8 protein-coding genes are annotated in these 13,910 nt (G+C 35.9%); 3 read left to right on the top strand and 5 right to left on the bottom strand.

Annotated features, from left to right (window positions below; translation table 11 throughout):
- Nucleotides 1-9 precede the first annotated feature (9 nt).
- Together BM161_RS09775 and BM161_RS09770 are read right to left on the bottom strand one after the other, a co-directional pair.
- Nucleotides 10-2,742: a PD-(D/E)XK nuclease family protein gene (locus BM161_RS09775; RefSeq protein WP_074932279.1), complete on the bottom strand. Its 2,733-nt coding sequence runs from the start codon at nucleotides 2,740-2,742 to the stop codon at nucleotides 10-12.
- 67 nt (nucleotides 2,743-2,809) lie between these two features.
- A complete protein-coding gene (locus BM161_RS09770) occupies nucleotides 2,810-3,700 on the bottom strand; it encodes a DnaB-like helicase C-terminal domain-containing protein (RefSeq protein WP_074932277.1) in 891 nt (296 codons plus the stop codon).
- Between the two features lie 162 nt (nucleotides 3,701-3,862).
- Here BM161_RS09770 and BM161_RS09765 point away from each other — a divergent pair, with 162 nt between their 5' ends.
- The 3 genes from BM161_RS09765 to BM161_RS09755 all read left to right on the top strand — a co-directional run bounded on the left by BM161_RS09765 (nucleotide 3,863) and on the right by BM161_RS09755 (nucleotide 7,685).
- Nucleotides 3,863-4,135: a DNA gyrase subunit A gene (locus tag BM161_RS09765; RefSeq protein WP_074932275.1), complete on the top strand. Its 273-nt coding sequence runs from the start codon at nucleotides 3,863-3,865 to the stop codon at nucleotides 4,133-4,135.
- A 78-nt stretch (nucleotides 4,136-4,213) separates the two neighbouring features.
- Nucleotides 4,214-6,931 (top strand): SNF2-related protein, encoded by a 2,718-nt coding sequence (locus BM161_RS09760; protein ID WP_074932273.1) that lies wholly within the window; start codon nucleotides 4,214-4,216, stop codon nucleotides 6,929-6,931.
- A 79-nt stretch (nucleotides 6,932-7,010) separates the two neighbouring features.
- Complete coding sequence (locus BM161_RS09755) at nucleotides 7,011-7,685, top strand: phospholipase D-like domain-containing protein (RefSeq protein WP_244882779.1); 675 nt, start codon at nucleotides 7,011-7,013, stop codon at nucleotides 7,683-7,685.
- 5 nt (nucleotides 7,686-7,690) lie between these two features.
- Here the strand turns inward: BM161_RS09755 and BM161_RS09750 are convergent, their stop codons facing one another.
- From BM161_RS09750 to BM161_RS09740, 3 genes are read right to left on the bottom strand one after another with little or no spacing between them, the layout of a single operon-like run.
- Nucleotides 7,691-10,066 carry a DUF262 domain-containing protein gene (locus tag BM161_RS09750; protein ID WP_074932271.1) on the bottom strand — a complete coding sequence of 792 codons (2,376 nt, stop codon included), beginning with the start codon at nucleotides 10,064-10,066 and terminating at the stop codon, nucleotides 7,691-7,693.
- Nucleotides 10,066-12,447 (bottom strand): DUF262 domain-containing protein, encoded by a 2,382-nt coding sequence (locus BM161_RS09745; RefSeq protein WP_074932269.1) that lies wholly within the window; start codon nucleotides 12,445-12,447, stop codon nucleotides 10,066-10,068. Before BM161_RS09745 ends, BM161_RS09750 begins: the two co-directional genes overlap by 1 nt.
- Nucleotides 12,444-13,853 (bottom strand): DUF262 domain-containing protein, encoded by a 1,410-nt coding sequence (locus tag BM161_RS09740; RefSeq protein ID WP_074932266.1) that lies wholly within the window; start codon nucleotides 13,851-13,853, stop codon nucleotides 12,444-12,446. Before BM161_RS09740 ends, BM161_RS09745 begins: the two co-directional genes overlap by 4 nt.
- Nucleotides 13,854-13,910: the final 57 nt, after the last annotated feature.

Raw genomic sequence — 13,910 nt, 5'->3', positions numbered from 1 at the left:
TTAACTCTCCTACAGTCTTTCTTTTATTAAACCAATGTCATCATAAGGTCCATTCTTCTTATCATCATAATAATCCATTGGCATAAGTCCCAGATTTTCACGCTGCTGTTCATAAGTAATATCAGCCTCTGTCCAACCGCTTGTTTCTTCTAGCTTGCCTGCAAACACTTCTTTCATTCGATATTCATAAGATTTCTGAATTTCTTTAAGCAAATCTTTTGTCTTTCTGTCCGGATTAATTCTAATCTGCTGGAAGTTGATTGAACCCTTTAGTTCCTGACAGGAAACAAAACGAGCTGCCGGCATCAGGAAGTAAGCAACTGCTTTTACATCTGCCCCCATCTCTTTCGAAACCAATTCCTTGTAAAGAGTAAGCTGGAGTGATTTATTTTCTTCCAGCATTGAGATATGCCTTTTCGAAGAAGTCCACTTAAAGTCAAAAATAAAAAGATTACCTTTGGAATCAGCAAGCAACATATCAACATTACCTTTGATATCCAGATTACCGATTATACCGTGACTGAGTACCATATCTTTTTCGTAATCTTTTGAATATCCAATTTCCTTTTCGCAGGCAACGACATGAAGATCGTTTGCTTCAATTCCCCTTAATAACTCTTCAAGATTTGTCTTTACCTGCCTTTTGAATTTCTGAAGTTCAAGCTTGTTTTCCTTTGCAAGAAGAATTGCCCCTTTCGACTGAACAGTCTGTGCAAACACTTCATCAAAGCGCTGATCTATCTGCTTTCTGATATAGGCAGGAGTTCCGCTGTCTTTTACCCCTTCCTTCGGGCTGAAAAGATTCTCTATTATTTTATGAGCTACTAAACCGGTTGTTGTTGAAACATCTTTGATTGCATCTACATCAGATGTAGTAAAGGCTGCAAAATTTGAAATTACATAATCAAGTGGATGAGGAATAAGGTCTTCAAGACTGGAATAGCTTTGATGGTCTGGCCAGTTATTCTTTATATAATCTGTATTCTTGATTTCAATAAATTCCTGTTCGCTGTCCATGCGGTTGTCAATTTTCTTTTGTGATTTTTTGAGGGACTCGTCGAGTCTCATCTCTTTTACAAATGGCTTGAGGAGATTCTTTTCAAAATCGTTCGGCTTTTCCTTATCTGCAAAATATTTCTCTAACTGGATATACAGAGGGCTTTTGGGTGCCGGTGCAGATCCAATCTTATCGAGAGTTACGAGTACAAGCTTTTTCTTTGTTTTTGCGAAAGGGGTGAGAATAAGTTTTCTGATGAATTCCTGCTCTTTTGCAGAATCCCAGAGAGGAAGTACTTCGCGTAGTCTTTTTGATTCAACCGGAGAAAGGAAAGAGTATGTGAGTTTTCCCGCATTACCATTCTGATAGAAATCACACCAGATTGCTTTGTCAGCAGCATCACAGAAATCAGCATAGGATTTGATGATATTCTTACACCCAGCCTGGGCAGAATACTGATTCATTGTTATATCTGTAGCAATTACAGAAGATATTAGTTCAATATCAGAATAAGGAATTGCGTTAGTTCCAAGTTCATCTAGAAGCAGCAAAAGAGTATCAGCCTGATTAATCACATAACACAGTTGGTCGATTTCGGCATCACCTTCCTTGTTGAGTGTAATTTTCTGTTTGCACCAGTTACGGAGATTTTGAACAAAAGCTTTTATAGCAGTAATTTCGATATCAGTTTCTTCAAAATGTGGCTGGTTTATATCCGGAAGGAACTTTTCAATACTTTCTTTTGAATCAGGATATTTTTCAAGATACTTCTTTATTACATTTTTGCAGGCATCATTATAATAACCTCCCGACTCACATATTGTCCTTGCAAGCCTTTTCCTCAGTCTATCAGAAAGAGGATTCAGTGAAGTATTCAGCCATTCAACAATATTATGAATATTAAGTGGGCGTTCAAAAATCGTAAGTCCGATTGAAAGAAGTTCTGCATTCTGAGGAATACCTGATATTTCAGACCCACTAAGCCGTTTTCCTTCCAGCTTCTGCCAGTTGTCGAACTCCTTGTTATCAGCATTGATCCAAACATCAAAATCTTCTGCATCGAGCAGACTCAGATATTTAATGGCTTCGTCCCTCTCTGCAAAGTTCCAGATTTCAAAAGAGTCATCCTTCGGGTCGAGAGTAACGCCTTCTTCTCCTTTCAAAACAGAAAGTATCTTTGAGATATTGTTATTTGCAGGTTCTTCTTCTTTTGCAGAAAAAGCAACTCCGCGTTCAATCAAAGCCTTAAGCAGGCGGACTTCGGCTGGGGTAAAATCTTCATAATAAGAAGATGTAATAATCTCAAGTTCTGGAAGCGGGCATCCACCTTCAATCTGTGCAATAAGATCCAGCAGTTCTTCGCCGGTAGATTTATCATGAAAGAATTCTTCTACACCGGCAAGCACCTTCATACGTTCAGTTGGAGCAGGAGATGTACCAGTCCATCCGGCAGCAGCCAGAGTATCCCTCCATTCAAGGCATTTCTTTGCAGTATTCAGTTTATCAACTGCAAAAGACGCCTCCATTACATTATCCGGATTCTTTGCCATGAACTTCTTCATAGCAGCGTAATAATCTACAAAGCGAGTTCCATAATCCTTAACCTCAGAACAAATACCTGCATGCAGCCTGATAATTCCACAAAGCCCTGCAGTATTCACGATTTTTGTATCAAACAGAACCGGTGACTTTGAAAAATCAACATAAGCATTACCGGTAAAAGAAGGATTATAAAACACTTTCATAGATTCAAACTCCTTTATTAATTATAGCACATAAAACTCTCATTTTGTGAGAGAAAGACGAATTACTTTAGAAATCCGTACAGGTAAATTTGCCTGTTGAGGAATAAAATCGTACAGAAATATCACCCGTAGGTCCACTGGTGTTTTTTGCAACAATCAGTTTCGCATCCTGTTTTACAAACCCTGTTTTATTTCGTTCCCTGTGCAGAAATACAACCTTATCCGCTTCTTCTGTAATTACCATATACTTCTTGAAATCCAGAAGATTCGGTTCTAAATCACTTTTTAAATTTGGGATATTCATGGTTATGATTATTGGAATGTGTAGTTCGTTTGCAAGATATCTGAACTCTCGCAAAAGATTCGTTAGTATTGTACGATATTCATTTTCTCTTGCATCTACAAGCTCCTGCAGATATTCAAAATTATCAACAATAAACAGTTGAATATGTTTTTCCATCGCAAATTCTATTGCTTTCTTTTTTATATTTTTAAAAGAACAATTAGGTTCATTATATATATAAAAAGGAGCTTCAAATAACCTGCCTGCAATCTTTTGCATTTTTTCAACTTCTTCTTTTCCTAGCATTCCGCAGCGAATTTTAGCGAGATGAATATCTGAATTAATAGAAACAAGACGCATACCTATCTCACATTCCGAAATAAGCGGACTAATAAGAGCAACTGGAATCTGCTTATCCAAAATCAGCTGGCTTATAAGACTTAATACAAAATTTGTTTTTCCTATACCAGGTTTTGATGCTAAAACAACCAGGTCTTCCTTTTGAAAGCTAAGATATGGAAATCTAGTTTCCAGAAGGACTTCGTTCTCCGGCCCCTTAAAGCGTCTTTCTATATATTCAACAACTTCAAGCATAACTTCCTTAGCTGATGAATATGGATAGTCTATTTCCTTATAAAGATTCACATTCGATTCTTTATCCTCTGTTTTTTCCATAAAATACCTCGGACTTTGAATTGTAGAGGGAAAGACTATCATTTTGTGATATTAGAAAAGAGAAATTTAAGAATCCTAAATTTTGCCAATTACTCTATCATCAAATGATAGAATATCCAGATATAATTCGTACATAAACTCAAATCCACAAGGAGGCTTTTTATGTCTGAATCTAAAGAAGAACTCTGTAAGTATCGCTTGCAGTTATTAAATGCAATTAAAATATTTCTGGATAATCCTCATGAAATAATTGATATTGGATTGCAAAGCCAGAACTCTGAAGATTTCAAAGTGAAGCTCCAGTCTAAATATGGGTTGACTGATGAACAGGCACAGTGTATTGCAGATGTTCAAATTAAGCGAATAACACAACTTCTTAAGAAAGACTTTCAGAACGAACTTAAAGAACTGCAAGCTTTGCAAACTTCTGTATAAAAATTAAGATTTTTCCAGTTTAATATCACAAAATGATAGCGTGTTCTATTATACTAGGCACTTAAGGAGTAAAACCCGGTGGAATCTTCTTTTAAACAGATTTCAGATATTCATTTTTCTCTTCATTCGGTTATTACCCGACAGTCAGAATGTACTGAGATAGACCTTAAGGAACTTTTTTATTTCTGGGTTTCAGGCCGGTCGGTGAAAGAAGGTGAAGATTATCGCGATATAGACTGGCTCACCTCTCCCATATCCAGAACAGATTTCCCTGACGACATAACCTGGCCAGATATTATTGATTATGCTGAAGGTTTGCCCTGCAAAAAACTGTCTCTCAGCCAGACTGAAAATGATGAAAGAAAGATTCTCCGTATGGATACAGCAGAAGCCCTTTTTGACCGCTTCCTTCACGAAGGCCTCTCGTCTGAACAGCGCAACTCGGTAGAACAAACCTGGAACCATACCTTCAACGCCTTCACTCCAGTAGATTATGACAATTTTGATTACACACTCCAGGGGCTTTCACCCACCTATAACGGCAAAAAGTTTAGCCTTCACGAACAGCAGAAGAAAGGCTTTGCATACCTCTGCAGCAAAGGAAACGGTCTCCTTGCCTACGATGTAGGAGTCGGCAAAACCGCAACAGGAATCGCAGCTATTATGTATCAACTTCAGCACGGCAAATGCTCCCGACCTCTCATCATTGTGCCAAAAGCAGTGTATTCAAAATGGATCCATGATATCCGCGAACTCTTCCCTAACGTTACACTCAATCAGCTCGAAAACTTGAACAAAGATATAATTGACGACCTTCGAATGAATTCAGTTTTCGCAGAAGAAAACGACAGCCAGCTCCTTCCTGCCGCCTCCGTTTCAATCTGTACAGCTGAAGCTATAGAGAAAATCTATTTTTCCGAAGAAAGCTGCCCGTTTCTGGAAGAAAGTTTCAACCATATCATCACAAAGAAAAAGCAAAAGGAATACTTTACTCCATCAGCCGGTCTTTCTCTCGAACAGTATGTATTTTTTGAAGAACTCGGCATAGACCTCCTGCTCGTAGACGAAGCTCACCGCTACAAAAACCTCATCAAAAAAGTGAGCGGCTCAGGTTATTCAGAGTTTTCTAGGCTTGGCTTTGGAGAACCTTCCAGCCGTGCCGTAAAAATGTTTGCAATAACAGAATACATCCACCGTCACAACAACGAAAAAAATGTCTTTCTGCTCTCGGCAACGCCTTTCACAAACTCCCCAATGGAAATCTATACCACATTGCTTTTTACCAGTGGCAACGAAATCCGCTCGCTTGGTTACAAAGATATAAACGACTTTCTCAACGAATTTGCCGAAATCAAAATAGAATGGACCGTAAACAATAAGAATGAAGTTGTCCGCAAAACTGTAATGAAAAACTTCCGCTCCCTCGATGCACTCCAGAGAATCATCCAGAATTACATAGATAAAGTAGATGCCGAAGATGCCCACATCAACCGGCCCCAGAAAGAAACCCACGTTATCAAAATCGAGATGACAAGTCTTCAAAAGAAAATCTACGACGCCCAGATCCAGCGTCTAACTGAAGCACCCGGCCTCGACGCCATCTTCTCTGCAATGAACACCATGAGAATGTGCCTCATCTCGCCGACGCTTGTAAAAGACAAAAACATCAAAGTTCCGGATCTATCCCAGTTCGTCACAGCCTCACCAAAGATGCTCCTGGTCTGCGACACCGTCATCAGCATTTATAAAGTGAAGCCCGACTGCGGCCAGATAATCTATCTTCCCCGCGGAGTAAAAGAGTTCACTGCCGTTAAACAGTATCTCATCAAAAATCAGATACCAGAAGAAGTTATTGGCATGATGAACTCCGCAACCACAGAATCCCGCAAAGGCAAAATCACAAAAGCCTTCAACGACCCGACCAGCCCGCTCAAAATCCTCATAGGCTCCGAAACAATCAGCGAAGGCGTAGACCTCAACGGCAATTCCCTCGTTCTGTACAACTGCATGCTCGGCTGGAATCCTACTGAACCCGTGCAGGTAGAAGGCCGTCTCTGGCGCCAGGGTAACCGGCAGAAGAAAGTTCACATCGTCTACCCGCTCATGTACAACTCGCTCGATTCCCTCATCTATCAGAAGCACGACGAAAAAGCCAGCCGCATCGACGCCATCTGGGAATACCGCGGCGATAAAATCAACGTCGAAGAAATCAACCCGGCCGAGCTCAAGTTCGACCTCATCAAATCACCCGAAATGAAAGCCGACATCATCCTCGAACAGCGCGCCATCCCGCTCAAACGCGAACTCAAAATCATAGACGAAAGCCGCTCCCTCATCGCCCTTGCAGATGAAAGAAGCGCTGCCATATATCAGGAAATGGCCAGTCTCCAGAATCAGATAGACCAGCTGAATGCCGAAATCCAGGCCGCAGAAAAGAAAAACGAAGGCATGCCCGAAGCCTTCCGCCACCTTACCGAGCTCGTCACCGCCGAAGCCATAGCCGAAAGAAAACCACTGGAACAGGCCCTCGCCGCAAAGAAAAAATCCATCGCCCTCATCCAGGCAAATCTCCAGAAAAAAATCGGCACCCAGTACAAAAACAAAACCGAATGCCTCGCCGCCCTCAGCCGCCGCCAGAGTGAACTCGAACAGCAGATAGAACTCCTCCAACAGGATCGCCCAAAACTAATCCAGGAGTTCTCCGCCCAGTACACCCAGCAGAAAGCCCAGCTCCAGAGCATCCCCAAACTCGTAAAAACACTGAGCAAAAACATTATAGAAAATTCCGCCACATGATATAATAAACAGGATTGAGGTTATTGATGTAAAAGACGCGGTCATTGAGCCTGTCGAAATGACTGCAAGAGGACATAAAATGTTTGGAAAGAAGAAAAAGATTAAGGATACAAAGGGGGGAATGTCACCCCGCTCTAATCGGGAATCCGTTAAAACACGAGCTGCAGCAGCGGGTCGTGTTAGGATTCACCACCAAAATGCGCAGAGGCAGGCTATGCCGGACTCTACCCCTTCGCCTTCAGAATTTCTCTACATCTCAAATGGAGCCCACTATGATCAAGTCATAGAACGAATTAAAACCGTCAAGAAAACACTTTGGATAGGCACTGCCGACATCAAAGATCTTTACGTAAAAGACGGCCGCGGAACTAAACCCTTACTCGAAGTTCTTTCCGACCTCGCCAAACGCGGAGTAGAAATCCGCCTGATACACGCCAAAGAACCCGGCCCCGCCTTCCGCCAGGATTTCGACAAATACCCCGCCCTCATCGAAGGCATGGAACGCGTCCTCTGCCCAAGAGTCCATTTCAAAATCATCGTCTTCGACCTAAAAGCCGCCTACGTAGGCTCCGCCAACCTCACCGGCGCCGGCCTCGGCATGAAAGGCGAAAACACCCGCAACTTCGAAGCCGGCATCCTCAGCACCAACCGCGACTTCGTAAAAAACGCTGCCGAACAATTCGACAACGTCTGGATGGGCGCCCACTGCAAAGGCTGCAAAAGAAAAGAGTTCTGCGGGGATCCGATTGGGTGATTCAATCAGACGGTATCATTTAAAAGAAAATCCTTTGAATATTCACAAAGTTCTCTTAAAAGTTCTATACATTTCTGTTTTGTAATTGAATCTTTATCATAGATTCCACATAAGTACCACCAATCAGCCATTGGAGAACCATCTTTAAGAATATTAACTTTCATAAATTTTTCTTTAAGAAGATCATTTAAGTGGGTTTGAGTATAATTCTTGCGATAACCGATTTCATAGCTCGTCTTATTATATTGTCCAATATTCCAGGTCAAACCTACCATAACATCATTACTAACTGGAAAAGCTAAACTTAGGCACTTTTGATTCCAGTCATTCTCTGAGGTAATAATGCATTCTTTATTTCCAAATACATAGAAAAATTGAAAACCCGGTAATTCGGCTTGAATGCTTTGGAAGAAGCTTTTTCGCTGTTCAGCTTCTGAAGAAAGTATCGGCAACCATGTGCTTATGTAGTTATAACAGGATTCGTAGATTCTTATCGTTCGATTATATGTTAATTTAACAAAAGTTCTTGCTTCATCTTCATTTGCAATGAGTTTGCTTGTTACTGTTGTTATTTCTTTATCAAAAAACAATTTTTCTGCATTGTTTTCCTTTAAATAAAATCCATAGTCATCTCTATTATTTTTTGAACGGTTTTCTTCAAATGGAATTGCTGCGAAATTTCCTATTCTCCAAAGCCAATAATCTACAATTGCTTTATATGGATTTGATTTCAATTGGTATTCTGACCAGCTCTTAGGAATTATATGGTCATAATCCCAAGGACAGTTTGTTTTATCCCAACCTTTTATGTGGGCAGGATTATATTCGGGAAAATGAGAATTAATAAAATCTTTTTCAGCTAGAATTAAAAAAGAATTATGTTTAAAGTCTGATACTATATTCCAAAACGAGTCGATAGCATTCTCTGTTCTTGGTCTTTTTAATGAACTAGTATCTATTTTGAGCTCATTAGGCTTATATACATTAATAATTCTCCCTTCGAGAACTAATTGGGAAAGCAGTTGCTTTGCCTCATTTATTTTTTGTTCTTTTATATCTTTTTCAGATTCCTTAAAGCATTCAAATAATTTGTTTACTGTATATGTTGGATCAGTTGAAAACCAATACAAATACATGGCAAGATTTGCTACATGCCACTTATTAAGATCAAACTTTTTATATGCAAAATACATTAAGAGTAAGAATATCTCTCTTTTTCGAGTAATTATTTTCATTACAAGATATTTTGGAATATCTGAAAGTGCATCATATACAGTATCAATTATTCTTAGTGCATCATTTTGTATAAAGTTTTCAACATAACTTTTTGTTTGTTCATCCCTAGCATATTGTCTTATTTGTTTTATTGAAAGATTACCAACAAATTTTGTTGATTTTTCATCTCTAACTGTAAGTGCAAGTCGAAAGAAAAGCATGGCTAGATATTGTGGTGGCATCTTATCTTCTGAAAGAGTATCAATTATGTCTTTTATATTTTCCCAATAAGCTTTTATTGCAGAATAATATAAATCTTCTTGAGATATTGCAGTTCCGCCTTTATTTAACCTTGTAAAGAGAATTTCTAAATTTGTTTTATCCATTTCATTGGTTCTCTCTGTCTCTGTAGAGATTGCTTCTTGTGAAAGGATACTGCATGGAATTACATATGGATGAGATTTTGAAATTTCTTCTATGAGGGGGTAGAAAGTTGTTTTTAGGATATTAGAGACATCATAAACTGTTTCTCTCTCATTCCATTTAAAGTGTTTTTTCCAAGCTGCGGAAAGATTGTTTATTTTCTGGATAATATTATCTGCAAAATCTTCAGCGGAATCTAAGGTTGCGTTCAGTAAGAAATTGAATGGAATAGGAAATGTAGATTTGATAGGGAATGTTTCCAAGAGATTAATTTTTGTTTTAAAGATGTTTTCCCCTTCATGTCCGAAAGCTTTTAATGCTTCTCGTCTCTCAGATGCGTTCAATACACTGCATTCATCATCATTCTTAAAACCCCAAGGATGGTTTCGCGTTGTAGCTTTTATAAAAAACAATCTTGTAGATTTCTTTTCAATTGTTGGTTTCAAATCAATCCATAGAATGATGTTATTATCTTCATTTAGTTCTGAAAATCCTGTTCGAATAGCATTATATCTTTGCTGACCATCCATGAGATAAAAAGAACCGTCAGCGTTCTGCGATAAAACAAAACCTCCAATAGGAAATGTCCTTAAAATTGAATCCCATAAAAATTCTGTTTGCTGAGGTGACCATACAAGACCTCGTTGCAAAGCTGGAATTGAAACTCCAGAGTCTTTTGTTGTCCATCCTGCAATTTCCTTTAAAGAAAAAACTTTTGCATTCTCATTTTGTAAAAAAATCATTAAATTTTTCCTTTTTTAATATAACTCTTATAATTATATAATTGTTCCAGAAGAGAATATATTTCAAAGAATATAGCATCAAAACTTGAAATATTGATTTTAAAATGTCTACTTATCCATTTATTTCTGTAAGTATTTGTTTGTGATATTGAGTAGAATATTAATTTGTTAAACATAAGGTTATCTAACGCATAATTGAGTTTCTTAATGTGTATATTTGCCGAATTCAAAAAGCCATCTTGTCTTACAAAACCTATTTCGAATTTTCTTTCATTTTCATAAATAAAGAAATAGATATATTCATCTTTTGCAATCTTTTTAGTTATGAGCTTATATGCGCCTATCCATTTTTCCTCAAAACCTTTTTTTAATAATTCTAAGGATATTAGTTTTCCAAGTGCTTCGTAAGAATAACAATCTTTCTCGAGTATAGAAAGCATTTCTTTTTCATGTTTCTCGCATTCAGAATTCTTCCAATCATCATTTGAACAGTTCGTTATGATGGATGCCATTTTACGAAGTTTTAGGCTTCCCTTTTTTATTTCATTGGTATTATCGTCTTTCTTTGCTTTTGGAGATTGATTTGAAAATCGCGAATTTATATTACGTTGTATGATACATAAATTACCAAATCGATCGACATCATCCCATATGAGTATACCTTCCTTCTCATTAGGATGTTGTGGATACCAATGTTCAACTGATGTTCTAAATTCAAATGTAAAAGAATCTGGATTATTTTTTCTATATTCATATTTTTGTGGATTCTTTTTCCATATTAAATAATCCAAATAATTAAATACAATATGAGGAGTTGCCACACCTAAAGTTTTATACTTTTCTACTGCAAAGAAATCATTCATTAAATTCTTTCTTACATAATTTTCTGCAACTAAACAATAGTCTTTGAAGTTTTTTGGATTATCTTGTTTATAGGACCAAGTTAATAATTCAGTAATCCAATGCATTATTTTTGGGGACGTATACGATACTCTCATTGCAGCTTGAATCATTAATGTTTGATTACAATAATCATTTAGGTCTGAACTGTAAAAATTTGTTTTTGTAAAATATGGACTCTTTTTAGTTCCTCTTTGGCTTACATGGAATTCTTGTAAGCTCCATATACCATCTTTATTTTCATTTATATATTCTCTTTTTAGAATATAATTATCAAATAAAAATCTACATTTCAATAAAAGCGCTATAAATTGTTTTGAAAAATCTTTTTTTTTCTGCTTAATAAGATTATCATTTTCTCTTCCAAAATCGAGAACAGAATCAAAACTTTTCAACAATTTTTTATCATCTAATAAACTTGGAATAAGAGGTGTTTCTGGATTATCTTTATGTACCAAATTTTGATCTTCTATATAGACTTTTAAGCAATGTAATAAGAAATGTGAAAAATTGATAATACTTTCAAATCTTATTCGATTATTTTCTGTATCTTCGATGACCTCATCTTCAACGGAAAACGTTGCTTTTATAATATCTGTAATTTTTTTTGATTCTGTCCTATTTGATAAATAATTGACTTTTAAATCAGATTTAAACAGATAATCTGCAAAAATCTCTGTTTGATAACCTATTAAAGATGTTCTCCAATTCTTTCCAAATATAATCTCTCTTGATTTTACATCAAAATTCATTTGGACATAACCGTTCATATTACTACAGGCATTCCATATTTTTGAGAAAACTTCTCCTTCTTCATTATCTAGGAATGACATTAAATTAGCTTTTAGAATATCTTGTTGTTCAAGTTGTTCTCCTCTTGTATTCATTATTTCGAAATACCTATTTAAATCTGTTCCATCTGGAACTTCAACTTGAAACAGAATTACTTTTTCTAACTGTTTCTGAAATTTTTCGATATTAATTGAATCATGTGTGAATTTATCATGTATTGTTCCAATTCCTTGTTTTATCGTATCTTGAATTGATTCTGAATCGACAATACTTAAATCTATTTTTGAATTACAGCGCTTGTAGTTGTCTATAATTTGATTGATATTATCTATTGCATTATTAGATGGAGTTCTATGTTCAAACCTTAAAGATGGCCGTACTTCATAATTCAAATAATTCAATAAAAGGAATAAGGCCGTTAAACGCTGCTGTCCATCAATAACTTCATAAACACATTGATTATGTACATAATTTTTATATACAACAAGAGTTCCGATGTAATAATTGTCATCAGTTACTCTATCATCATTATCATAAAATTTATTAAAATCATTGATATCATCAATTAATTTATTGATTTCTTCATCGCCCCATGCAAAGGCTCTTTGGTATAGAGGAATCATGAAATCATACTGAGTCGTATTAAAAAATGGGCTGTTGTTTTTAACAATGTTAATCTCTTTTGTCAATTTTCAATATCTCCATTTATTTTCTTCAAACTTAAATATAAATCTTCCCACTTCATTTTTTCATGGTTTTTAATTATTTTTAAATTTTCCTCGATAGATTTATTTGTTACAAGAATTTCGATGTTTGTAAGATCTGTATGTCGTCTTGAGTAATAAATAATATTAAACATTGGAAGTTTATTTGTATAACCTTTTGTTTGATCTCCTAGAGAATACTTATTTATGGTATCAAAACCTAAATGTTCCATATCAATTCTAATCATAAAAGCCCAAACAAATAATTTGCGAACGACCGTTTCATCTAAATTTCCAAAGCGATCATAATATGCTAATAGAACACAATTGAATAAGTTTTTGGCATAAGTTAAACCTGTCTGGTTTTCTTCAATATTGGAGATTATATTATTCATTTCGTGAATGATTGGGAGAGGAGAATTGTTAAGTTTATGTTCTAATTCTTCCTGTAAGTCAAAATAATGTTTCACAAATAAGAAGAAATCTTCTCCTGGAATAAATGACTCTGAAATTTGAAATTCAGGCATAGCTTTATTTATTCTTTTGGAATATGGGTATAATTTGTCCTGATTGTCAGTATCTATCAAATCATTATCTGGAATCCCTTTATAAGTATCAATTTCATCTACAGAAAATGAGATAGCAGATTGGTTTCGGGTCCATCTTAATATAGGAAAAAGATAGATATTAAACAAATTTGCTATTTCTTCTGGTTTTCTTGCTTCCCAAAAATCAACCATATTTTCCATTTGATCTTGATTATTACGCATTTCTCGTAAATGAAATGCCTTTAATAAATCATGTGGATCAAGAGGTTTACCTCTATTATTCTGAGAATCAAATAATTGAAAGGCTTCCGATTGCTTATCTTCATCAACAGTAATAACTACAACTTCAAGAAGATTATCTAGTGCATTTATAAAATCGCGTTTTAAATTAGTTCTTGAATTGGAAATAAACCAGTTCTTAATCTTGGAATAATTTTCATGAATATTCTTTTGGGTTATTTTATTACTAAACTTTTTTGTTATAAACTTTCCACTTTTCGTTTCTTCTAGGATTTCATTATATGGATAAGGTGAGTCATTAAAAAGATACAATGCTAATAAGTTAAATGATATGATTCTTTGTTGTCCATCTACAATATCATATGTTGGTCTATCGTTATATTTATATGGATTTTTATGAAGTAATACAGTTCCCACTCTATATTTATAATTATGTGGAGTATTTTTGTCCTTTTTATTATCTATCGCTAATAAGACATCATTTAATAATTCGTCAATGTTTTTTGCTGTCCATTTATATGGTCTTTGATAAAGCGGTATAGTAAGATTCTGGGATAGTAAATCTGCTATAGTTATTATTTGTATTTTTCTAGTATTATCCATTTTTTCTTTCCATGAAAATAATAAAAACTGATTTCGAGTGTATTCACTGTATAAAGC

This window comes from Treponema bryantii (assembly GCF_900113965.1).
In the GTDB taxonomy this organism is placed as follows: Bacteria; Spirochaetota; Spirochaetia; order Treponematales; family Treponemataceae; genus Treponema_D; species Treponema_D bryantii_A.
Note: the sequence above shows the minus strand (reverse complement) of the source record. Positions and strands in the feature narration are given on the sequence as shown.

Coding starts and splice junctions, on each gene's coding strand:
- BM161_RS09750 (WP_074932271.1), bottom strand. CDS start 10,066: ATGATTTTTTTACAAAATGAGAATGCAAAAGTTTTTTCTTTAAAGGAA.
- BM161_RS09775 (WP_074932279.1), bottom strand. CDS start 2,742: ATGAAAGTGTTTTATAATCCTTCTTTTACCGGTAATGCTTATGTTGAT.
- BM161_RS09755 (WP_244882779.1), top strand. CDS start 7,011: ATGTTTGGAAAGAAGAAAAAGATTAAGGATACAAAGGGGGGAATGTCA.
- BM161_RS09770 (WP_074932277.1), bottom strand. CDS start 3,700: ATGGAAAAAACAGAGGATAAAGAATCGAATGTGAATCTTTATAAGGAA.
- BM161_RS09740 (WP_074932266.1), bottom strand. CDS start 13,853: ATGGATAATACTAGAAAAATACAAATAATAACTATAGCAGATTTACTA.
- BM161_RS09765 (WP_074932275.1), top strand. CDS start 3,863: ATGTCTGAATCTAAAGAAGAACTCTGTAAGTATCGCTTGCAGTTATTA.